16 protein-coding genes and 1 pseudogene are annotated in these 22,819 nt (G+C 50.8%); 6 read left to right on the forward strand and 11 right to left on the reverse strand.

Going from position 1 to position 22,819, the window contains the following annotated elements; genetic code table 11:
* Positions 1 to 347: 347 nt before the first annotated feature.
* Positions 348 to 860: a hypothetical protein gene (locus tag NNL21_RS07070; protein WP_204816679.1), complete on the forward strand. Its 513-nt coding sequence runs from the start codon at positions 348 to 350 to the stop codon at positions 858 to 860.
* Between the two features lie 62 nt (positions 861 to 922).
* Positions 923 to 1,150, forward strand: a pseudogene (locus NNL21_RS36740) (IS630 family transposase); the annotation flags it as partial.
* Between the two features lie 361 nt (positions 1,151 to 1,511).
* Here the strand turns inward: NNL21_RS36740 and sigK are convergent.
* Together sigK and NNL21_RS07080 are read right to left on the reverse strand one after the other, a co-directional pair.
* On the reverse strand, positions 1,512 to 2,210 hold the full coding sequence (sigK, locus tag NNL21_RS07075; protein WP_204816681.1) for an RNA polymerase sporulation sigma factor SigK: 699 nt from the start codon (positions 2,208 to 2,210) through the stop codon (positions 1,512 to 1,514).
* 131 nt (positions 2,211 to 2,341) lie between these two features.
* On the reverse strand, positions 2,342 to 3,085 hold the full coding sequence (locus NNL21_RS07080; protein WP_204816682.1) for a phytanoyl-CoA dioxygenase family protein: 744 nt from the start codon (positions 3,083 to 3,085) through the stop codon (positions 2,342 to 2,344).
* 147 nt (positions 3,086 to 3,232) lie between these two features.
* Here NNL21_RS07080 and NNL21_RS07085 point away from each other — a divergent pair, with 147 nt between their 5' ends.
* The 3 genes from NNL21_RS07085 to NNL21_RS07095 all read left to right on the forward strand — a co-directional run bounded on the left by NNL21_RS07085 (position 3,233) and on the right by NNL21_RS07095 (position 6,390).
* Entirely contained in the window at positions 3,233 to 4,048 is an 816-nt protein-coding gene (locus NNL21_RS07085) for an AraC family transcriptional regulator (protein ID WP_204816683.1), read from the forward strand.
* Between the two features lie 366 nt (positions 4,049 to 4,414).
* Positions 4,415 to 5,383: an acetylxylan esterase gene (locus NNL21_RS07090; RefSeq protein WP_204816684.1), complete on the forward strand. Its 969-nt coding sequence runs from the start codon at positions 4,415 to 4,417 to the stop codon at positions 5,381 to 5,383.
* A 269-nt stretch (positions 5,384 to 5,652) separates the two neighbouring features.
* Entirely contained in the window at positions 5,653 to 6,390 is a 738-nt protein-coding gene (locus NNL21_RS07095) for a histidine phosphatase family protein (protein WP_204816685.1), read from the forward strand.
* Positions 6,391 to 6,488: 98 nt separating this feature from the next.
* Here NNL21_RS07095 and NNL21_RS07100 read toward each other — a convergent pair whose 3' ends face one another.
* The 3 genes from NNL21_RS07100 to NNL21_RS07110 form a co-directional block, all read right to left on the reverse strand.
* A complete protein-coding gene (locus tag NNL21_RS07100) occupies positions 6,489 to 7,214 on the reverse strand; it encodes an NAD-dependent protein deacylase (protein WP_204816686.1) in 726 nt (241 codons plus the stop codon).
* A 172-nt stretch (positions 7,215 to 7,386) separates the two neighbouring features.
* Complete coding sequence (locus NNL21_RS07105) at positions 7,387 to 8,538, reverse strand: sugar phosphate nucleotidyltransferase (RefSeq protein WP_204816687.1); 1,152 nt, start codon at positions 8,536 to 8,538, stop codon at positions 7,387 to 7,389.
* Positions 8,539 to 8,741: 203 nt separating this feature from the next.
* Positions 8,742 to 11,360, reverse strand: a complete 2,619-nt coding sequence (locus NNL21_RS07110; RefSeq protein WP_204816688.1) for a glycoside hydrolase family 2 protein — start codon at positions 11,358 to 11,360, stop codon at positions 8,742 to 8,744.
* Between the two features lie 282 nt (positions 11,361 to 11,642).
* Here NNL21_RS07110 and NNL21_RS07115 point away from each other — a divergent pair, with 282 nt between their 5' ends.
* Positions 11,643 to 12,785 (forward strand): GntR family transcriptional regulator, encoded by a 1,143-nt coding sequence (locus tag NNL21_RS07115; RefSeq protein ID WP_204816689.1) that lies wholly within the window; start codon positions 11,643 to 11,645, stop codon positions 12,783 to 12,785.
* Positions 12,786 to 12,898: 113 nt separating this feature from the next.
* Here NNL21_RS07115 and NNL21_RS07120 read toward each other — a convergent pair whose 3' ends face one another.
* From NNL21_RS07120 to NNL21_RS07145, 6 genes are all read right to left on the reverse strand, one after another.
* Entirely contained in the window at positions 12,899 to 13,285 is a 387-nt protein-coding gene (locus tag NNL21_RS07120) for a hypothetical protein (protein WP_204816690.1), read from the reverse strand.
* A complete protein-coding gene (locus NNL21_RS07125) occupies positions 13,269 to 13,877 on the reverse strand; it encodes an HNH endonuclease signature motif containing protein (RefSeq protein WP_204816691.1) in 609 nt (202 codons plus the stop codon). Before NNL21_RS07125 ends, NNL21_RS07120 begins: the two co-directional genes overlap by 17 nt.
* Entirely contained in the window at positions 13,874 to 17,014 is a 3,141-nt protein-coding gene (locus NNL21_RS07130; protein ID WP_204816692.1) for an ATP-binding protein, read from the reverse strand. The genes NNL21_RS07125 and NNL21_RS07130 overlap by 4 nt, the downstream gene beginning before the upstream one ends.
* Positions 17,015 to 17,096: 82 nt before the next feature.
* Positions 17,097 to 17,717: a hypothetical protein gene (locus tag NNL21_RS07135; protein WP_204816693.1), complete on the reverse strand. Its 621-nt coding sequence runs from the start codon at positions 17,715 to 17,717 to the stop codon at positions 17,097 to 17,099.
* A 14-nt stretch (positions 17,718 to 17,731) separates the two neighbouring features.
* Positions 17,732 to 19,993 carry a dynamin family protein gene (locus NNL21_RS07140; protein ID WP_204816694.1) on the reverse strand — a complete coding sequence of 754 codons (2,262 nt, stop codon included), beginning with the start codon at positions 19,991 to 19,993 and terminating at the stop codon, positions 17,732 to 17,734.
* Entirely contained in the window at positions 19,986 to 22,373 is a 2,388-nt protein-coding gene (locus NNL21_RS07145) for a dynamin family protein (protein WP_204816695.1), read from the reverse strand. Before NNL21_RS07145 ends, NNL21_RS07140 begins: the two co-directional genes overlap by 8 nt.
* Positions 22,374 to 22,819: the final 446 nt, after the last annotated feature.

Here is a 22,819-nt window from a genome sequence, read left to right on the forward strand (position 1 = left end):
TATACATTTGAAACACCGATTTTAATGAAAAACCGCAAACTTATAAAAAAATAGCATTATCGCAACATGAAAATCTCAAAAATAATTTAATAACTTGAGTGTTGCAAAAATTTTGTTGTCGACAAAAGCCAGTTAAGGCCAAAATTTTAGAAGCTTTGTCGAATGACTAAATAGAGAGAGGACACCCGCCTTTAGTAGAGAAATTTCTGGTTACCAGACCAAAATTCCCAGATAAAGGAAGAGACATAAACCGAAAACGCACAGGCAAGAAACCACTAATCGCTCGGACGGATGAACTGCTCTCAATTCATATTCAAAAATGAGAAGCCAGGACATGGGTGATCTCGATGGCTTGTCAGAAACCGAAGGAGTTCGGCTACTCCTACGAGGTCTGGGCCCATCGCCTGCTGGTCAGCCACGTCCGGGATCATGCCAAAGAGCAAAGCCATAACTGTTTAGCGCGCATGTCTGCCAGCAGTGTCTCCCGGCTTTTGGCGGCCCATGAGTTACAACCGGACAAAGTTCGCTATTACCTTCAACGTCGGGACCCCGAATTTGATGTGAAACGGGCCGAAGTCCTTTGTGTGTATCAGCAAGTCGAGTATATTGTGCAGAACGAAGAACTTAGGCCGCTTTGTGATGTTTATTTGTCCTACGATGAGAAACCTGGCATCCAAGCCATCGAGAATACGGCAGCCGATTTACAGCCTGTACCGGGCGAACATCAAACGTTTGGTCGTGACCCGGAGTACATCCGGCATGGCACGTTAAGTCTGCTTGCCGGTATTGATCTGGTGAACGGTGAGATTATTGGTTCGGTCGAGGAACGCCACCGCAGTAAAGAGTTCGTTAACTTTTAAAGAAACTCAACGCCCATTACAAAGCGGATTTACGGATCCAGATCATCTAAGACAACCATTCCGCCCACATTTCCAAAGTGACAAGGGCCTATTTGGAGACAGTTCCAGATCGGTTTGACTTTGTCTTTACACTAAAGCACGGTTCCTGGCTCAACGTCATTGAAGTTTTCTTTGCTAAGATGACTAAACAGGTACTTCGCCATATCCGTGTAAAGTCTAAGGAAGAACTGAAGGAACGTATTGAAATGTACCTGAAGGAAGTCAACGAAAACCCGGTTCCATTCCATTAGAAGTACGGTATGGAGCACTAACTTCTAAAGATACGTTATTTCAGGATCGTTCTACTAGTACCCTTTGGTCTTATTTGCAGTAGTTTAAGTTCATGGCTTTCCATAGATTGTGTTACTTTTTCTAGCATTAATTTTTCTTCGGCACTGCCTCCCTTATAAGACTTTGATGGAAAGTCAGAGTAATTCACGGGACCCTCGAACTGGGTCTCTTTATTTATTTGGACAATACACGTACACAGATAAGAACAAACAAGGTCATCAATTAAAGGTTTTCATAAAAAAACAGGCATCTGCTATCGACAGAAGCCTGTTCCTCTAACTTTTCGCATAGCAATTTTCATATTGTAATAATGGGTTCCAATTACCTTTTCACCTTATAAAACTCATGATAAAGCTTCATCAATGCTCGTTTCTCTATCCTTGACACATAGCTCCGGCTAATGCCGAGCTCCTTCGCAATTTCACGCTGCGTTCTTTCTTCTCCGCCGTGCTCTAGGCCGAACCGGCCAACGACGACTTCCTTCTCGCGGTCATCCAATATGTCCAGGTTCTTATAAATCTTCGACTTCTCGATTTTCAGCTGCACCTTGTCAATGACGTCGTCCGCTTCCGTTCCAAGGATATCGATCAGGGTAATTTCATTCCCTTCCTTGTCCGTCCCGATCGGGTCGTGAAGAGATACATCCTTCCGGCTCTTCTTCAGTGACCTCAAGTGCATAAGTATCTCGTTCTCGATACATCGGGCTGCGAAGGTAGCAAGCTTCGTCCCTTTGCCGGTCTGAAAGCTCTCGATCGCCTTAATCAATCCGATCGTGCCGATCGAGATCAGATCCTCCAGGTCTTCGCCGGTGTTATCAAATTTCTTGACGATGTGCGCTACGAGCCGCAAATTATGCTCGATCAGCAGGTTGCGCGAATGCTGGTTCCCATCCGCCATCAGGTGCAGGTGCTTCAATTCCTCTTCTTCCTGAAGCGGCTGCGGAAACGCGTTGTTCTTCACGTACGATACGAGCAGCGATAGCTGCTTAATGAACAGTGCAATAGCAGCAAACAATCCCATGAACCGTACACCCCCAAGCTGATTTGCCGCTGGCTTGCTTCCTCTCCAGCGCACAAGAAGTTCAGTTCTACAGTGTATGTGGGCGACGGCCTAGAAGTGCATGTACGGTGAAACGGACAGGTGAAATAATACTAATAGAGCGGATATTTCACGCGAAGATCTTCCCTATGCAGCACATTCGAATCCTCGCGGATATAATGGCACACATACGAACGGCGCCAGCGGTCTTTGCTCCGGTTTTTATTCGAGGAATGAATGAGAAGCTCGCTGAAGAACAATATATCGCCCTTCTCCATCGGAACCGGAATTTGTTTGACGGTATCCACCCCTTCGGTTTCATCCGTCCAATGCTCATGCTCCTCGATGTTTCTTACTGCCCCATGCGGCAGAAGCCCCAGCTTATGCGTTCCGGGCATGACCCACAGGCAGCCGTTCTCGACATCGACGACATCCTCCATCGCCACCCAGGCCGCAATCATCGTCATCGGATCGTCCTTGATGTAATAATAGTCTTGATGTGAGGCCTGTCCGGGCGAGCCGGGTTCTTTGTAGAAATACATGCTTTGTACGCATACCGCCTCACTGCCCATCAGCTGAGCGAGCCCGCCCCGTACGACAGCATGCTTCATCATCTGTCTGGAGAAGCTGTCGTGCTGATGCGGATTGAACAGGCGGATCGAATATCTCTTGGCTTCCTCACATTTTGCCCATTCGGGCATCGGAGATTGGTTGCGGATATCATAGATGTGTCCATTAAAGGCATCTATAAGATCTGCCGACATCCCTTTCTTGATGAGGATATATCCTTGTTCTCTAAAAAACGCAATCTGCTCGTCAGATAGCGGCGTAAGCGGAGGTGTAAAAGTCTTATTCATTTCAACGTCTCCTTTGTTGAAACCGATTTGGCTTTGCTATACTCACAGCATACGGCCTCGCCGCTCAGCTGAACATGGCTGCAATTTGCTAATATGTATCTATAATTGATATCACATTATTCGACATTCCCCATCGGAGGTGAGTTCATGCTGCTCAATCAAACGGCCATCCCATTCGATGCCATATCGGCCGCAGCAGCCGGTTCCATCGTATATCCGCCCGGCGGACGGTTCGGCCCTCGCATCCAGCAGGATATTCAGCTCGTCATGCTCTATACCGGTGAAATGATCGTCACAATTGACGGGCGTGAGCTTCGTGTCCAGCCTGGTCACGTCGTGCTCCTGAAGCCGGGCCATGAAGAGTCGTTCGTCTTCTCCAGAACGGAAGAAACCTGGCACCGCTGGATTGCCGTCCACGTGCCCAGGCTTGAAGACGAGACAAGAGAACGTTTATTCACGCTTCCAGAATATCTGCCACTTACCGAGGGAATGAACCGGCTGACGGATCTTATGCTCCAAATGCAGCGGCAAGCTCTGCCGACCGATCCCGTGCTGCTTAGCCTGGGGCTCGCCGCGCTACATCTGTATCCGAATGAATCGACTCAGGTGCTCCTCCAGAAAGAAAAGCATCCCGCCGTTTATGCCGCTCTCTCCTGGATACACGAGCATTACGCCGAAGACGTTACTCTGAAAGATATCTCCAATCACGCCTGCCTGTCATCTGAGCATCTGGTCCGTTTGTTCAATCAATTTGAACAGACGACTCCCATCCATTACTTATGGCAATACCGCGTAGACCGATCTGTTGAGCTGCTGACGAATACGGGTCTGAACGTCACCGAAATCGCGCATCGCTGCGGCTTCAAGACATCCCATCATCTCGCAAGGCTGATCAAGCAGTCGACGGGAAGAACAGCATCGGAGATACGCCTGCTGTCTTGGAGCGGACTGCGCAAAGCATAGGGCGTCATGGGCATCGGGCGGGTTACTCAGACGGCTATATCTGAGGTCTATGGCCTTCAACTCTACTTGCAGGGTGGACCTTCATATCGAAATAGAAAATAACCCATTGCAACTCTTATTGAGTTGCAATGGGTTAGCTAAATGACTATTAACGGCACACCCAACTCTTCCTGAACAAATTTCATATCATGATCCCTGGATACAAGACTAAATTGAAATCCGGATGTTCTTGACCATGCAAGCACGACTCTATATGTTTGATATTGAGTACATTTCATATGAATAGTATACTTTTTTAAGTAAGTGTATTCAAAACATTTTAGAACTAATCAAGCGGGTCCATAACAAAAAAAGGGAGTTGAGGCTATGCCCCTGCATGAAATGCCTTATGAGGAGTTTGTTTCATACAAGCCCAAGCTGACGATGGAACCGGATTTCCATTCGTTCTGGGGCGGGCTTCAAGCGGAATCTTCCCGTCGGCCTCTGCGGGCAACAATGGAGAAGTCCGCGGATCCTTACAAGCTTTGCAGCGTTTACCGGGTACAATTCGAAGGAATGGACGGTTCTCCCGTCCGGGGATGGTACTTGACACCTGCAGGTGCGTCCGCCTATTCGCCCGTTCCTGCACTTGTCCGCTATCACGGCTATACGGGCAGCGACCGCGCTTATCCGCATCATCTTACCTATTGGTGCTCACTCGGGATGGCTGTGCTGTCGATTGACATTCGCGGTCAAGCGGGAGACACCCCTGACCCGGGGGTGTACGCGAATGACGGCATTACAGGCTGGATTACCCGCGGACTGCTGGATCGGGACAATTATTATTATAAACAGGTCTTTATGGACTGTTTGCGGGCCGTCGATTTCGTGTGTGAGCGCGCCGAAGTCAATTCGCAGCGGGTAGCTGTCTACGGCGAAAGCCAAGGTGGCGGGATCGCGTTAATGGCAGGCGCCCTCGATTCTCGTCCAAAGCTGGTCCTCTCGATCTTCCCTTTCTTATGCCACTGGAGAAGATCCGTTGACATGGCTGCGGATGTCCCGTATAAAGAAATTACGCAGTGGTTCGTGCAGTACGATCCTGCGCGCACCATAGAAACCGAGGTGTTCCGGACGCTAAGCTACTACGATGCCATGAACATGGCCTCGCTGGTCAAGGCCCGGACCTTCATGGGCATCACGCTGCAGGATACCTGCTGTCCTCCGCCCGCAAGCTTTGCCGCTTATAATCATTTGAATGCTCCCAAAGAGCTGATTGTCAATCCGGATTACGGCCATGTCGGAGGCATTCCGAGTTTTCAGGAAGCGATGATGCGCTTTCTGGACCGCTATTTATAGCATACGAACCCCCATTGAATTGCCCTAACACGAACGAACCCAATGTCAGCTCCTAACGAGAGGACTTTGGGTTCGACCTGCTTCTCATGAATGGAGAGAAACCATTTATCTTAAGGACTAATGTAGTTTGTTGCTGAAAACAGTTGAAACCGCCTCCATTAACGATACAATGAAACATAATTGGTGAATTTCAGTTCCACTCGCAAACGGGGGGACGCTGGCTTGCCTCCTCACCATATGGAGAAGCACACAAAAGGACGTGAACAAGTATGATACGGATGTATGTCGTTCGCCATGCCCAGCCAGCCGACCAAGAACCGGGATATTCAGGAAACCCCAACGCGCCTCTCGGTATTCATGGAAAGAAACAAGCCGAATGTGTTGCCGGGCAATTTGTGAGATGGGGCAGCAAGCTGGATGCGATCTACTCCAGCTCCTTGCAGCGGGCCTTGATGACCGCTGAGCCCACCTACCGCCAACTAGGAATTCCATGGCACGTATGGCCCGCGCTTAGCGAAACAGGCCGCAGGGAGTGGCCGAAGATGCGGCAGCTGGAGCTTGACGGCCAATACATCGCTCATTTCGAGCAGCAATCGGGGATTAAAGCAGGACAAGGGGAATTCCATCCGAAATTATCGCATTTGCATCGTACGTTTCCAGGCGTACAGGTCGAGCAGCCCTACGAATGGCCGGACGACTGGGCCCCTCCGCTAGAAGCAGAAACAAGAGAGAAGACGTATAACCGCGCGCAGCAGGTCATTGCAGCTTTCAAACAAAAATACGAAAATGCCGATGTGCGAATTGCGGTTGTATGCCACGGTGCTTTTGGATCGGTTCTGATCAATGAGCTGATGGGCTGCAGCCCGTGTGATCATAACCGTTTCAGCCAAGCGCATTCCGCTATTTCCAGAATCGATATCGCTGACGACGGTGAGACGAGCATGCGGATGCTCAATTATCTTGGCCATCTGACCCCCGATATGATTACCGAGGGCGTCAGCTTATAAGTCAGCACTTACCGCCGTATGCAATCAAATAAGGAGGCCCGCGAGAGAGCGGACCTCCTTATTCTTCAATCTATATAACAGCGCTGCCAACCGATCATTTAATCTACTAAAGCCTGAAGAACACGCCCGATACTGTCGGAGATCACATAGTTGGCAAGTCCGTCCATCGGAGTCGCGCCCCTATTAATAAGGACGAATGCATCTCCTTCATATAGGCGAGTTAGCCCAGCTGCTGGCTGAACCGTGAGTGAGGTGCCGGCAACGATAAGCACATCCGCTTGTTTCAGATAGGCCGCCGCGGTCTCCAGCACGTTCATATCCAAATTTTCTTGATATAAGACGACATCCGGCTTTATGATGCCGCCGCATTGCTCGCACTTCGGTACACCGGTTGATTCCAGTACATAGGCTAACGGATATTTGACATGACAATTCATACAGTGATTGCTCTGTACGGATCCATGCAGCTCAAGCACCTGTTCACTTCCGGCCAGCTGGTGCAAGCCGTCAATGTTCTGCGTAATAATCGCCTGCAGCTGCCCTCTCCGCTCCAGCTTCACCAAGGCTTCGTGGGCCTGATTCGGCTTCGCATCCGGATGGATCATTTTGGATTTGTAGAAGGCATAGAACGCATCGGTCCGCTCCAGGAAAAAATCCCGGCTTAATATCTCTTCCGGTGCATACTGCTCTTCATCACTCGCATGATAGAGTCCATCGGCTGATCGAAAATCGGGAATTCCGCTCTCGGTCGAAGTGCCGGCACCTCCAAAGAAGACAATGCGGCTGCTCTCGTTAACCCTTTTCTTCAATGTATTAAAATCCATTGCTGGCTGTGGCCTACCTCCCCTCGAAGCAAGGAAAAGCACCTGCTTCGCTTCTCCGGGAAGCCGAGCAGATGCTGTCCATATCGTAATCTATATTATATCATACAAGAAGACACGGCTCACGTCGTCCTATCGCGGCGTGACGAAAAACTATATTTTGGCAACCATCAGTCTACGCTTCGAGGATGAATCCCGTTCGCGCGCCAACTCGTTCCCCGGCGCCGATAACCGTCACTTCCCCGTCTAGAGAGTCAATAATCGCCCCATCTTCGATAATGGCGCCTTCACCGATGATCGCTCTTATTATGCGGACATTCCGACCGATCTGGGCATCCGGCATGATGACACTTTCGCGAAAAACAGTGCCCCTTCCTACCGATACTCCGCCGAAAACGACCGATCGATATGCAGAGCCTTCAATATAACTGCCCTGGTGAATGTATGAGTTTCGTACAACGGCATGCGGAGTCAGAAAAGATGGATAGCTGTGCTTCCTATCCCGGGTCAGCACCGGCCATTGCCGTTCATCACACATCTCTCTATCAAATAGATCCATATGGGCTTCCCATAGACTTTGGACTGTTCCAACATCACGCCAATAGCCTTCAAACCGATGAGCCATAAGCCTATTCCCCGCTTCCAGCATGCGCGGAATGATATCCTTGCCGAAATCACGGCTGGAATTCGGATCGCTATGATCCTCCAGGAGCGCATGACGCAAATCCGCCCACTTGAACATATATATCCCCATCGAAGCTAGATTGCTCATCGGCCGGATTGGCTTCTCAGTGAAATCAATAATCTGATCCTGTTCATCCGTATTCATAATACCGAACCGTCCGGCTTCCTTCCAGGGGACCGGTTTCACCGTAAGCGTAGCCGTGGCGCCGCTTCTCTTATGGGAATCTAGTAATTCACGATAATCCATCCGATAGATATGATCACCGGAAAGCACGAGAACATTCGCTGGACTCAGCCTGTCTATATAGTCCAGGTTTTGATACAACGCGTCCGCTGTGCCGGCATACCCCTCCGTACCGATTCGGCTTGATGGCAGCAGCTCGATCGATGACCGGACTGCGCTCCCCTCTTTTTCCCAGGCTGTTCCATCACCAATGTGGTCATGCAGCGACTGCGCTTTATACTGCGTTAATACCCCGATTGATGAGATGCCTGAGTGGACGCAATTGCTAAGTGAATAATCAATGATTCGGCAACGTCCTCCGAAGGGAACGGCTGGCTTGGCCTGGTGATCCGTCAGCGGCGCCAATCGCCGGCCTTCCCCTCCCGCTAGCAGCATCGCAATACAATCGTTCGTTATCATCCAATTACCTCCGGGCGAGTATTCGTGCGACTTGTCAGCTCATCGAGGCATATATCAACTTCTGCCCTGATTAAACGCACACCATACTAGTGATATGCGGATCCGCTGCTCATTAGAACACTTGGCCGCCCGGGCATACATGCCGATAATATCGCAAAGAACCCAAGCATCGCTTGAGTTCCCCTGTCCGGCATAATGTACTGTTATTGATTGACTGTAATCTCGAGCTCGGGTACATTAAGCGCGTACACCTTATACCTTTGTATAGGATTACCGGCTTCCAGCATACAGCTGATCGTTTCACCCGGGAATACGATGAATCCGTCTTGAAGCGGGCGGTAAGTTAGATCCTCTCCATCCAAGCCCTCGATCCGCACCCATAAGGCTGCCTGCTTACCATCGTTATGAACGAGGAGCTCTTGCCGGGTGCCGCCGACGGAAGCGAGGGTAACGTTCAAGTGCGTGCGCCCCAGCTCGAGAAAAGGACGGAGCGGTTGTTCGCCGCGAGCTCCTTCGAGCGTCACGGTAAACGCATATTCGTTCTCGGCGAGCCGGTCGTCATTGCAACCTATCAACGCCATAGACACATAGAAGGACGACAACCCCATTGGAATCTCCCAACTGCAGCTTCCTAACGATTCCGTCATTCCGCCATCCGGGTTGCAGGAAACCGTGTGCTCATGAAACATGCGCCCTGCTGCATCACGAACCTTCACAATCAGCTGATGCGGTTCCTCTCCACTGCGAGACGTCTCTCTCCAGCCTCCATCCCGCGTCAAATACAGCTCACCTTGGAATGCTTCACCAGGAAGGTAGACCAACCGGTCATAGCGCATGGACACATGCAGGGAACGATTAGCGCGGGCAACCCAGCTGTAGGCCAGCTTGGGATCCCCGTAATAATCGACCGCATTCGTGCAGGAGACATTGGGAAACGGCTCGTTCATCTGCCATAGAATACTGCCGCTGCAGCGGGGCGCTCGACGACGGTTCGACTCCACGCCGTAGCGGATCCCCTCCGCCTGAAGCCATTGGCTCACCTGAACCTGCGTCGCCAGATCAGCAATGGAGCCGAACAGGGAATGAATCTGATCCTTCATGTTCCAAAACTCATACCCGTGATGAAGCCACGGAAGCGAGTCCGCTTGCTCAGCTTGAAGCCACTCTGCGCCCAGAAATTTACGCATACTGGTTATGGAAGCATAGCCGTCTCCGCCGTACTCGCTATGCAGCAGGGCATCACTGTTGTTATAGAGTCGGTAATGCTCCTCTACTCCCGCATATTTCCAAGGACCATGAACATCATGCAGCTTGCCCTTTCCCGAGTCTTCCGCATTCAGAAAGAATGTCGGTCCGGTCGGAGAAGTAGCCAAATACAGCTTCTCGGAATCTAAATCCGCCACCAAATCCCGCAGCACGCGAAGCGCCGGGAACTGATCTGAGAGCGGCACCATGGACGCGTTCAGATGCCCGCCCTCTGTCAGCTCGTTCCCCCCGCACCAGATGACGAGGGAAGGGTGATTCCGCTTCTCCTTAATGACGCAGCGCATGACCTGGTAGAGTGAATACATGTACGATGGGGAGGATGAAGGTTCATTGTTGAATCCGGAGCTGGATTGCATCATCTCCTGCCAGATCATAATTCCAGCCCGGTCACAGAGATCATAGAACAGCTCCCGCTCGATCAATCCCCCGCCCCATACGCGCAGCAGATTGACATTCGCTTGTTTCGCCAGCTCAATCAATCTTTCGTAATGCTGCTTGCGTTCCCGGCCGTACAGCTGATCGACCGGCACCCAATTCCAGCCTTTGATATAGATAGGCTGATTATTGACCGCTATCGTATACGCCAGCGATTCTTCCGGCGAATCCGGATTCTGATGGAAGGCCAACGAGCGAATCCCGATATGAGTGCTTCTCGCATCTGATAGGCTATCCGCCGCGCTTTCCGAACCATCCTCCGAATCCCATATTTGCGCTTCCACCTTGTACAGTGGCTGCTCCCCGCTTCCGTTCGGCCACCACAGCTGCGGATTGGCAATGGGAAGCTCGACATGCACGGTTTGTATACCCGGACGCCCAGTTATGGATTTCGTTAGTTGACTGCAGCTGCTGCCATCCGGGCTGCTGATCTGCACATTCAGCAGCGCAGAACCGCCTGTTTCACTCTCCAGCTCAAGCCGTATGTAAGCAATCGCGGCATCACCGTTCACTTCCGTTCGAACATGCATATCCGAAATCCATTGTCGCCCGGTTATCCACAGCGATACCGGCTTCCACAGTCCGGTATGGATGAGACGCGGCGAGAAATCCCATTTATACCCGAAGCGGCTCTTCAGATGATCGACTTCATTCGTATAGCCTAATTGCCCAATGCCTTCGGGACTCTTCGAAATACCGATAAGCAGTGAATTAGGCGCATCGATATTCAGATGAGGAGTCAGATCGACCACAGCGGGGGTGAACATGCCTTCATGCTCATAGATTGGCATCCCATTGAACCTGATCTTCCCGGCATAGTCTATCCCTTCGCAGACGAGCCTTACCTTCTTGCCCTTCCAGCTGGGATCCGTCTGGAATTCGGTCCGATAGAGCCAGTCCCGTTCATTGACCCATTCACTGGAGAGCGACTGCATCTCCCAATAGGGATCCGGAATGATCCCTGCCCGGTGCAAATCCCAATGCACGCTGCCGGGTACTTCCGCGGGTATCCACGGTATAATGCCTCTCAACTCGGTATTAAGCTCCATGCTGCGTCCAAATTCCCAGAACCGGTGGAAGGATCCCGTCATCATCCACGGCTGATTCAATTCGATTCTCATTTCTTTCACCCTCTCCGAGCTTGGAGTTTCTTCATAATAATTGAAATATTACATAAGGTCATTTTATAAGTCAATTATAATAATTCAATGTCCGCTTTGAAGCTCCATAGATGAATAGGCAATCGTGTTACACAGCCAAACATCTGGCATTTGCAAGATTACCTTGCTTCTTGACGGTTCTTTATGCATACGATAAAATGTTATAATACAATAGTATCATTCTCTATGAGGCGCCGGGTATAGAGTGGTCTTCAATAAAGGTAAGATTGGAGAGAACGATTGATGAGAAATGCCAAAATCCCTTTATACGTCAAAATTAGGGAATACATTAAGAATCAAATTGACAGCGGAAGCCTTAAACCAGGGGATCAGGTTCCGACAGAAGCGGAGCTTATGGATAAATTTCAAGTAAGTCGCGTTACGATCACAACTGCCATTAAGCATTTGGTCGAGGAAGGTCTTGTTTACCGAATAGCCGGCAAGGGGACGTTCGTTGAGGCTTACAGTGCCGATACCCCCCGCACGGTATCGCCGGCATTGCCATCGATTTCGTTCCAGATGAACGCAATCGGGTTTATTATGTATCCCGCACGCGACCTGTTCATGTACCGGCTGCTGCTCGGTATCGAGGAAGCTTGCAGAGATCAAGGATATGCGCTGATGGTTCGATCGTCGCTTTCCCAGAAAGACGAGATTCAAGCCATTAAAGAGCTGGTTGCCGCAGGGGTGAAGGGATTGATCATCTACCCGCTGGACGGAGAGGCATATAATGAAGCCATTCTCGAGCTTAAAGCAAATCATTTTCCATTCGTCTTAGTCGACCGCTATTTGCCTGGCATCAAGACGAACTCCGTGTACTCCGATAATTATGGCGGCGCCATGCAGGCCACGGAGCATCTGATTGCGCTTGGACACCGGAACATTGGCGTCGTCTCCTCGCCCAAATCGAAGACCTCAAGCGCCGAGGAGCGGTTTCAAGGTTATCTCGAGGCGATCCGCCTGGCCAAGATTCAAGTCCAGCCGCATCATTGGCTAACTCGCATTGATGATGAATCGCCCTTTCATGACGAGATTACAGCCATCGAGCATATTGAAGAGTGGTTATCGGAGAATCGGGATATCACGGCCATCTTCGCCGTCCAGTCGCAGGACGCCATCTACATCTCCAAAGTCGCTGCGCAGCTTAACATACGGGTACCTGAGGATCTATCCATCATGACCTTCGATAACCCTGGAATCAGCGTATTAAACAACGCCTATTTCACCCACATGGAGCAAAACCTCGAATTAATGGGCAACCGGTCCGTCGAATTATTAATTAAAGGGATTCAGAACCCCCAGATCGCGGAGCAAATCAATATTCCCGTCACATTGATTAATGGCCAGTCGACGCTAGAAGTGAAACGAGACGAATCCCCACTGTAGCCCAGCCTCACTTGAGTGATTCTCGCTGCCGTCCTGTCATAGGGGCCGCACATTCGAAACAAAGAAGCCTCCGCACCACTACACAAGTGGCCACGGAGGCTTCTTTGTTTCATTTAGACCGTAAAGCCCAGCTTCTTTAACAGCTCTTGAATCGAGCTGTTCTGGCCGAACAAGCTGTAATCAATAATGTTAAACACGCAGAACCGATGGTCGGTGAATTGATAGCATATAAAATCATTCTCGTGCAGATCGAATAGCGGCAGCAAGCTTCTGCCCGCAAAATCCACGTGAAGATAGGCTTCGGCATGAATAATCTCCTCCAGCCCTATGAATCTTAGCGGCGGTTTACCCGAGTAGACCGCCGTCCCTCCAAGCTCAAGAATACGTAACACGTCGCCGGTTGGTTGGAATCCGTATCGTTCTTCTATCATTTTCAACATCGAAGCTATCTTTTCTGCCGGCATCGGCTCTGCTTGGAGTTGCTTAAGAAGCTTTAGCATCGTCATAACCTCCCCCTCCATACCAATCGTTCAACGCTTCGCCGATTCGGGCAAATACACCGCCGGGAGCGTGAATGCCTTGTCTGTCATAATGGTCTTCGGCATGCAGCGGCGTTAAATTATCTGCCGAATTGTCACCACCGAACTCAAGCGGACGAATGTGATGGGCATCGTACAGATCGCCGGCGCTTCGGATTTTGATACCGTTGTTCGAATAGATGTCCTCTCCATAGGTCGGCCATTCGATGCCGGTACGCTCTTCCCATTGTTGAATGAGGGAATCCTTCATATTACGGAACTCCATTCGGTTATCAGCCACTTCATCAGGCGACACCTTCTTCCATTCCGAGATGTCCATGTCCGGAAGGGTCTCGGGGTAAGGTGACAGATCCCGCAGCTCCTGCCCATACTGCTTGGCCAGCTCGCTCAGATCCGCCGCTTCCGTCACTTTGCCCAGCAAAGGCTTATCCGCAACCTCATAATTGGTCACGGACTCGGCTTTCATTCCCTTCACGAATTCCGGGACCGAGGAGCCCTGTGCTGACAAGCCCTCCTTGGCAACCTCTTTCAATGCCGCGACTGCCTCTATCATGCGATGCCCCCCTCATTGGCATGTTCCACCCATAGAAAGTAGAACTGCTTTGATTCCTCATTTTCCAGCGACTGCTCCCTCAAGAGGCACTGCAAAACCGCGTTCTCTACGATTTCATCCTGAAACAGCTCCGAGGCGGTACGAACAGATCGGACGGCTTGCTCATTCCACTGGGGCAGCCCTTCCGCCAATCGGGCACTTTTCAGTATGGCTCTGCCGTCATATAAGGCATACAGCGTGGAAGACAACCGTTCAAATTGTTCCTCCCGCCAGAGCTCCATCCGGCCTTCTTGCTTCCACCGGTCCATATCTTCCAGAAGGAATGCCGTTACATCTGGAGCAAGCTTCCGGCCCAATAGCCACCGCTTCATCGGATCCCAATCGACCATCGCCGGATCAATCACCGGAGCATCAGCTGTTCTTGCGGCGAGAAGGAGTCTTGTCAGGCTTCCCAGCATCCGCCGATGAAGCTGCTTGTCCGATACTGCGGCAGGGCGGTATTCGTACTTCTGACCACCTTCGAACCGATCGACGAGGCATAGTACAGGCTGCAGCCAGTTATTCTGATAGATGGCCGATACGCCCACCTTAAGCTTGGCCAGCTCGACGATCTGTTCGTCGTTCAGATTGGCTGATTTACCCACAAGCTGCCGGTCGCTCTCATCTGGCAGCCTGAGAATCAGCTTCGTATTCGTGTTGCGGATAACAGACATGTCGAGGAGGCTCGGGGACTGGTCCACGATAATGAAGCCTTCGCCATATGTCCGCATCTCGGCGATCGCATTCGATAGCATCTCCACGGCTTTCCCTTGCAAATTGCTGCCTTCCTGCGACTGCTCCTGCGACGTGCGGCGAAGCAGATGATGCGCCTCTTCGATAACCGTCACATGCTTCAACGTTCCGTTCATCTCGTTACTGAAGACGGAACGATGCTCTTGAAGCCGCATGACCAGTACCCCCATCAGCAGCGCTTTCGTTTCCGAAGAGCCCACCCGACTCAAATCTACGATGCAGTTCTGATCGAATAATACTGTATTATCCGTCTCCTGCGCTGTGAAGATCTGACCATTGATGCCATTGGTTAGCGATTTGACCCTGGTCATTAACGCTCCCGTGTAATTTCCTTTGACCTCCTGCGAATATTCCGATTCGCGGATAATCTCCGGCAGGATCCCCATCAGTCCCAAGAAGGAAGGAAACACCTTGCCCCCATTGTAATTAACCGATTCCTCCAGATCCCATCCGCAGTCCAGATACGCCCGTTCAATAGCTTCCTTTAAGACGGCCGGCATCGCGGCATACATCGGCCAGCAGGCGTTGAATATTTCCACCAGCCGGTCGATATGCTCCAGCACATGTACGCCATCCGGGAATACGAACGGATTAATCTTCAACAGCTCCGCCACGGCGGGGTTCGTTCCGAACACCCGAACATCCTTGCGTCCGCCGAACACATGCTTATACTCGCCCTTGGCCGGTTCGATGACCAGGAACCGAACCTGCTCCTTCTGCAGCTTGTCGAGAAGCTGATAAAGCGTGTTCGACTTGCCCGAGCCGGTTGAACCGGTTACGAACGTATGCATCGCGAGGCTGTCTACATCCACAGTCACTTCTGTTTCTTCAGGTGCCCCCATATGAAAAATATGGCCGAGCGAAATTCGCCTTCCGCCTGATGCGGAATCGTAGGTGACAATGTTACGTCCGAATTCCGCCGCTTCCATGACCGGCAATCCGGAAACCGATTTGAGCGGCAGCCCGACCTGTATTGCCAGCTCGAAGCCATTGACCAACGAACCTGGCGTAATGACAGCAGCTTGCTCTTCGCGTGAACCGTTCAATTCAATGAGCGGGTGCCGAAACTTGCTTACATATTCGATCACTTTGACCAGATTGCGCTTATTGCTGTTGTCCCATGTATTTACACAGGCACTTTCCACGGAGGAATTGTCGCCGCGCATAAGCGATTTATACGTATTCGCTGCAATTTTCGAGGTTTGCGCATCCTCTGCTATGAAATACGCGGCACAGTTCCACATCCCGAGATCTTCCGATTTCTTCAATCGCTGCAGCTGCTCTTCAATTCGTTCAAGCAGGGTCTGCACGCTTTTATTCGCAAATTTCAACGAGAGGCTTCGGCTGCTTCCTTCTGTCACGGACTTGGAGGAGGATTCCTGCGAAGAATCCATTCGGGAGGTCCCCGTCGTCTCCCCCTCCGTCCTCGAGGTGGAATAACCGGTCGTCGAGCTCGCGCTGTCGGAGGTTGAGCTTTTTCCGCCTGTCACCCGCACGAAGGCCGATGTTAAAATATTGCGCGCATAATTCGTCGATTGATTATTCGTTGTGGTCATATTCTCGGTTGTAGCTTGCGTTTTCGATAAGCTTTGGTTGATGCTTTCCGAGAAGCCCTGCGTCAATCCTTCCGTCACGGCCGTGCTGTCATTGGCGCTGAACTGAAGGTCACTTGCCGCAAACGGCGAGAGCTGTGTATATAAGTTTTCATAGCCCCGGCGAATCTCGTTTAAAGCGCCGTGCGGAACTGGATCCGCGACGTATAGAATGGAGAACTTATCTCCCCTCATCGCATCGATCAGCTTCTCAATGCCTTGAACGAAGTCAGCCTTGTCCTCTGATCGCAGGGAGGCAACGCCGGATACGGCAGAGATCGCGAGCGGGCTGGACTCCATCTCCGAGGTGAACACCCGCTCCATAAGCTCCTCGACTTGATTATTTCGGATGCGATTCAGCTCACTCCCCGGAAAGTTACCCTTGAACGCCTTCTCAAGCGTCTTCTGGCAGGAAGAGACGCTTCCCGGTGTGGAATCGGATTTGGTTCCGATGTAGAATTCCGTCTTCGTTCCATCACTGGTGACAAGAACGATCAGCGCTCCTTTATTGCCCGCCAGCGCATTATAGACGCTGGATAGCTTATCAAGCACGTTCTCATTCTTGTCGTGTACAACCTTGCCTATCCGCATTAAACGAGTGGTCTCGCTAACCGGGAGATGCTTGTCGCTGTCTTCCATCGGAATGATTTCAAGTCGCGCAAGGTCGGGCAAATAGCTCTTCGTTACGATATGATCTGCTCGTTCGAATGCTTGCGTAAGCTGCTGCTGCTGCCTGATATCGAGCTTGTCCAAGGTCTACCCCTCCATATCTCTATCTAGTCTTGGCGTATATGCAAGTCCATGATGGAATCGAATGCTTGCCGGTTTTTACGCGTTACTTCGCTTTGCGAATCAAGTAGATCGTCCCGCCGATCAATACGGCCGCGCCCGCAATCAACAGTCCTTTCTTGAAGCCGATCGCTGCTGCCCCCGCTACGGCTATCCCCGCGATAATCGCAGCGGTGCCCAGCTTTTTTGCGTTGTTATCCCCGCTCCGGCGAACCCGGCCGGCCGGACGTCCATACGAAGGTCGAGCAGATGCCGAATAGGTCTGTGAACGCGGTGCGGGACGGGAAACCGGCCTTGAAGCCTGCGGTAAGACTTGCTTCTCTTCCGTACGCGGCGAGCCCGCTTGCATCGTCTGTGGAGCGCCGAACAGCTGGCGGCCGACCTGCTTGATATGCTCCACTCGCGGCATAGAGAAATTATCCATTAAATCGGACATCACCAGTGCCCAATACTCCTTATCCCAGTGCTCGCGATCTGCGAAGGGTCTTCCGTCATGCTCATGAATAAGATCCGGGATATCCTGCCCTTGAATATAACGCAACGCTTGCGCATACTCGTTTGTCACGAAGGATGGATCTTTATGAATAATGCTGCAAAGCTCATTATAAATTTGTATATAATTACGTGTTTTGACAGCGTTCTGTAGATAGTCGCTCGGAGTCCACATCGGGTAAATCCCCCTTAAATTTCCAGAATCGCATCCAATTTGATTTGGAAGGCATGCAGCCATTCCATCTTCTGGCGATCGTTCCGGATGCGTTCTTCGAGTTGATTGTTATTTCCAGCCAGTTCCTTAAGCTCTGTCACCTTCTGCCTGATCACGAGCTCCAGCTTGTCCAGCTCCTTCAGGAAGAAGGTCTTTAGACGATCCGATTCCTCCTGCATATGCTCTTCGGCTTTTTTCATATTTTCATAGAAATTGCCCCGGACCGGTTTGATGAATTCTTCGAATACCTTCGCTCCGTCAACGTACTCTCTGTCCTCAAATATGTCTCTGAAATAGCCCTTTTTTTGCGGCCAAGTCCACGGCTTGTACCATCTCTTCCCCTCATTGTCGACCCACTTCTCGCCAACCTTCTCCTGCTCCGTCCGCTTGTGCTTCTCAATGAGATGGGATGCGTCCGGCATCTCGCCGAGGATGAACTTCTCGCTTCCGACATCCAGCTTGCCCAGCTTCACGGCCTTGTCCTGCATCAAGCTCTGGATGTAGCCCGAGTATTCGGCAAGCAGCTTCTCAGCCTCGGACCGCAGCCCCTCGTTAACCAATTTCTCCAGCTCCGTAATCACATCGCTCTGCAGGTTATCGACCTTCCTGATCAGCTTCGACATCTCCTGGTCCATCTCGATCATCGTCATCTTCTCGGAGGCTTTGCCCTGCAGCATGGAATCGATTCGGGATTTGATTTTACGTATCCGATCATTCGTGTCCTTGCTGTAAGACAACTGCTGGATCTTATGTTTGAAGCGCTCTGTTGCCTTTCCTTCGTTTAACTGCGCCTCAACCCGCTGCAGCCGCTCGTTGATCCGCTGCTTCTCCTCGCTGTTATGCTCGATTTCCTTCAGCAGCATATCCAGCATCCGCTTTTCCTCGATTTTCTTTCTGAACGTATCTACAGCGTTTTTAATTTTGGCGGTTATGGCGTATTTGTCCAAATACTCGTTGATCGCCTCCTCAATGGCGGGAACCCCGGTATGGATCAACGCTTCGCCGTAAGTATCGCCAGCATCCTTGGCAAGGCGGGCCTTCTCTGCCAACTCCCCCTTGGCGGACTCAGGCAGCATCGCATATTTCGTCAGATGCATCTGGGGGACGTCATTGAATAAATCGTATTCCGCCAATGTTTTCTCCTGCTTCCGGGTTAGCGCCTGCCCGCTCAGGTGAAGGCGAATGACCTTTGCCATCTCGGCAGAGATCGGGAATACATTCGGGTTATCGATACCGTATTGAGCCAGATATTGACGAATATTTCGCAGCGCCTCATCAATGCTGTCCGCCCGCTCCGTATCATATTCGTCGATCTTGTTCACGGCGAACAGGAAGCGGTCCTTCGATTGTTTACCGCCGACCTTCATTGCTTCGGCCACGCTGCCAAGCAGAATGCTGTCGTCATTCGTTGCCAGCTGGGTGGCATTCAATACATACAGCACCATGGGCTTGGACGCATTCTTAATAATCCGGTAGGTATGATCGCGGTGGTCTGAGTTTCTAGAATTGTTCGGTCCAGGCGTGTCTACAAGAATCAGATTGGCTTTGCGTGTTTGAATAAACGGGATATCCCCGTTCACCTCGATATACGACACACGCTCGTCCTCATTAAATCGCTTCATCGCCTCAAGGTCTGCCGTTTGCTCCTCATAGATGACCTCTTCGTTCTGATTCAGACATTTTGCCGTATAACCGTCCATCCCATCCTGATCTCTTATTCGGGCGATCGTGGCCGTGCAGGCTTCATTCTTGGCAGGCACGAATTCCCGTCCCAGCATCGCGTTGATCAACGTCGACTTGCCGGAGCTCATCGTGGCAATGACACTCACCTCGAATTCGGAACCCAGCGCCTTTTGGAAATTTTCCGTAATATGCGCATCTTTCAGATCCTCGAATGGCCCTGCCTGCATCTCCTCGAACAAGTTCACCAGCTCGCGGAACTTATCGTCCGTTTCCTTGGCCGGTATATGGTCCAATGTATAGGTCACTTCCGAATGCTTAATCTGTGACAGGTAATCCTTCATATCCTCGTAATCGAGAGATGTTCCATGAAACGTGATATGTATGGCGTCGTCGTTACACTCTTCCTCTAGAATCGGGCCCAGCTTCTCCATCCATACCTGCAGTCTTTCGTTCTTGTAGGCATGAAGCTTGCTGTCTTCCGTCATTTCCCGGCCATTGAACGAGATGACCGAGTCTACGGTATAAGGGTTATATTTGATCGATACGTTAGCCATTGCTCCGCTTGCCTCCTTGTTTGTATGCCAACTGATTGATATAGGCCTCTACTGCCAGAATTCCCGTGCGCTGCAGGGCCTGCAAGAGATCACTTCCCCGGTACTGCTTCTCTCCGATCGCAACAAGGGCTGGGTATGCTGCTGGATACGCTTCTGAATCCGTTACCTGAGCCAAATCAGGGATACGGGCATATTGCGTCAAATCCACGCCATCCTCGATGAAGAGCCGGTACAAAGCATCCATATCCTTCATTTCCTTCTTGCTTATCTGCCGGCCTGCTAAAGCCATCCGAAACAGCTTGGCCCCGTAGGAAGAGACCGGCACAATCGCCGGCTTGTCGAACCCGGCTTGAGCCAAATCACGACATACGCTGCTTACAGAAGCCTCTAGATCGTCGTCACCCTCCAAATCGAATTCGTCGGCTTTGTTGAGCAAGAATACGATATTCGTCGGTTGAGGCCCCCCCGTCTTCATGCTATCTGTCACTTTATGAAGCAGTACGCTGTTGTCATCGGTCGATATCTGGGTTGCATTAATCAGATAGACAATCAGATCGATCGTCTGCTCTTTCAGAAATCGATAGGTAACCTCGTTGTGGCTGCCGTCCATCGAATAATTGGTTCCTGGCGTATCGTAGAAAGAAACAGCATAATCGGCGCTGTAGCTCCCTGCCAATGAAGCCTCCAAATAAACTTCGTTAGATCCGCCGATCCCGTTCCAGCGCGTCGTCTGTGATTCATCGACGAAGCCCGAATAATCGCAGTCGCCCGCTGCCGTGCGGGAATACCCGATCGCGTGACGCATACCAGCGTTGTGGACAAGCTTCGTTATCTTGGCTGTACACGCTTGGTTTTTGGAAGGCAGCAGATCCATTCCCGCTAAAGCATTCAAGAATGTGGACTTACCAGCGCTCATTGTGGCGACTACTGCCGTTTCGAAGCGGCTCTTATTGCCCATGGACCTATCGTCGACGGCTCTTTGATACAGGAACCCGAGACTTTCTCTCATTTTGCGGGACATCTGCGAGTAGAGCTGAAGCTGTGCGGCTTTCATCTCTCCCTCCCGCAATAAAGCACAGTAATCTATCATGGACTTGCGGTCGCTCGGCGAAATCCCGAGCGACTGGCCGTACAAGTGAGCAACCTCTTCCTCCGCTTTCCTGCCCGAGAGCCACTGCCTCGTATAGAGAAACTCGCCGAATACCGCATGTTTATACGAATAGCGATTGTAAAAGAGCCCTTGCCGCTTGCGCCACCGCGTTTTCTTGACTGTCCGGAGAGCTTGGCCTAACTCCGGGGGTGACGTGCTCGAATTGAAAGAACGGATCGGTTCCGCGTCCTCTTGCCGGATAACAAACATAGCCGCATATTGGTCCAGCAAGCTGTCTACGACACGATGCTCCCGCTTCAAGTCTTCTACTCCATAGAAGAGGACCATCATATAATGAAGACGGCTTTCATATGGCGCCTCCGAGATTGGATGCTTCTTGAAATCCTGCCTAAGCAGACGGAACGGCGGGTCGATCTCCCCGCTGGCTTCGATTGAGACGGAAGCTGCTGCATGGCCTTCTGCGAGGGACTCCATGCTGGCGGATCGGGATCCGGATAACACGGATACGGCCTGATCGATCTCCGAATATGCAAGGTCCGAAACGCGGACCGGCGAGCTTGCCTGCTCCAGCTTAGTCAGCTCGGGACGCTGCTCGTCCGTGGTACTGCGGCTTCCCCTCTTGACCAGATAACGTTTCCCGCCGCGCTCCACCCGAACGATTTTCTTGCGAATAATCATTCTTTCAACCAGTGCCATCACATAGCCGACAGCTTCGCCGCGCCGCTTCGAATCGGTTATCCGGATAATCGTTTCCAGCGACTTCTCCTCGATCGGCGCTTGCTGCTTGTTGAATCTCCGCTTCAATTGCTTATAGGGGCGAATCATCGCGGACAAGCTGGTTAGCAGCAAGAGGGCAGACATCCCGGAACCTGCAAGCGTAACAACGGCAGCATTCGGACTTGCGTTAAGCTTGTCCTGAAGCCAGTCATAAGGGAATGACCGCTGCAGCGCAGCATACAGCAGATAGATGGCATACAAGGAAGCCCATACATGATCCAGCTGTTCGTCTGCATAGCTGATTTTGCGAGCTACCACTTTCATATATAGCGTTCGAATGACGGCCCAAACCGTCATGATAATAATGCCGAGGAAGAACAAGAAGTACCAATCGTGGGTAACGTCGGTCACGTTTAATAAAACAAAGAGTGCAACGATGGAAGAAAACAGGCGCAGACGAATCCATTTAATGATTTCGTTCAAGATAAATCCGAAAAACAAGGAAACCATAAACATAATAACGATTCCGGCGGTCGTGATGACAATGCTCATTAGGGTCAGCTCTTTTCTGCATATCGAGTAGATGAATGGGTATGATTGTAGCATATAACATCAGCAAGACACTTCGTTGTCACCAAACGAATGTTCTGTTATACAATTTAAAAATATTTATATGTAATTAAATAGTATTTTATCTATTATTTTCTTGTAATATCTCAAAATCATTATACCACGCCGTGAAACATATTTTTGTCGATTACTGTCGATATAACGTGAATTTACTCCTATTTTAGTTCTTTAGCTTGATGATATTTCGAAACACCAAGCTATGTCTCCTTATAGAACTATGAGTCTATATTCCCATGAAGGATGGTACCACGACTGGCTGTCATCGATTACAATTAGACAAACGACATCATCGGAGATAACCTTATAGTAATATAATAAGACCGCTTTCCCTTGGGAAGAGCGGTCATCTTCCTGTTAGACCCATCGAT

Source organism: Paenibacillus mendelii (assembly GCF_024498075.1).
GTDB lineage: Bacteria > Bacillota > Bacilli > Paenibacillales > Paenibacillaceae > Paenibacillus_Z > Paenibacillus_Z mendelii.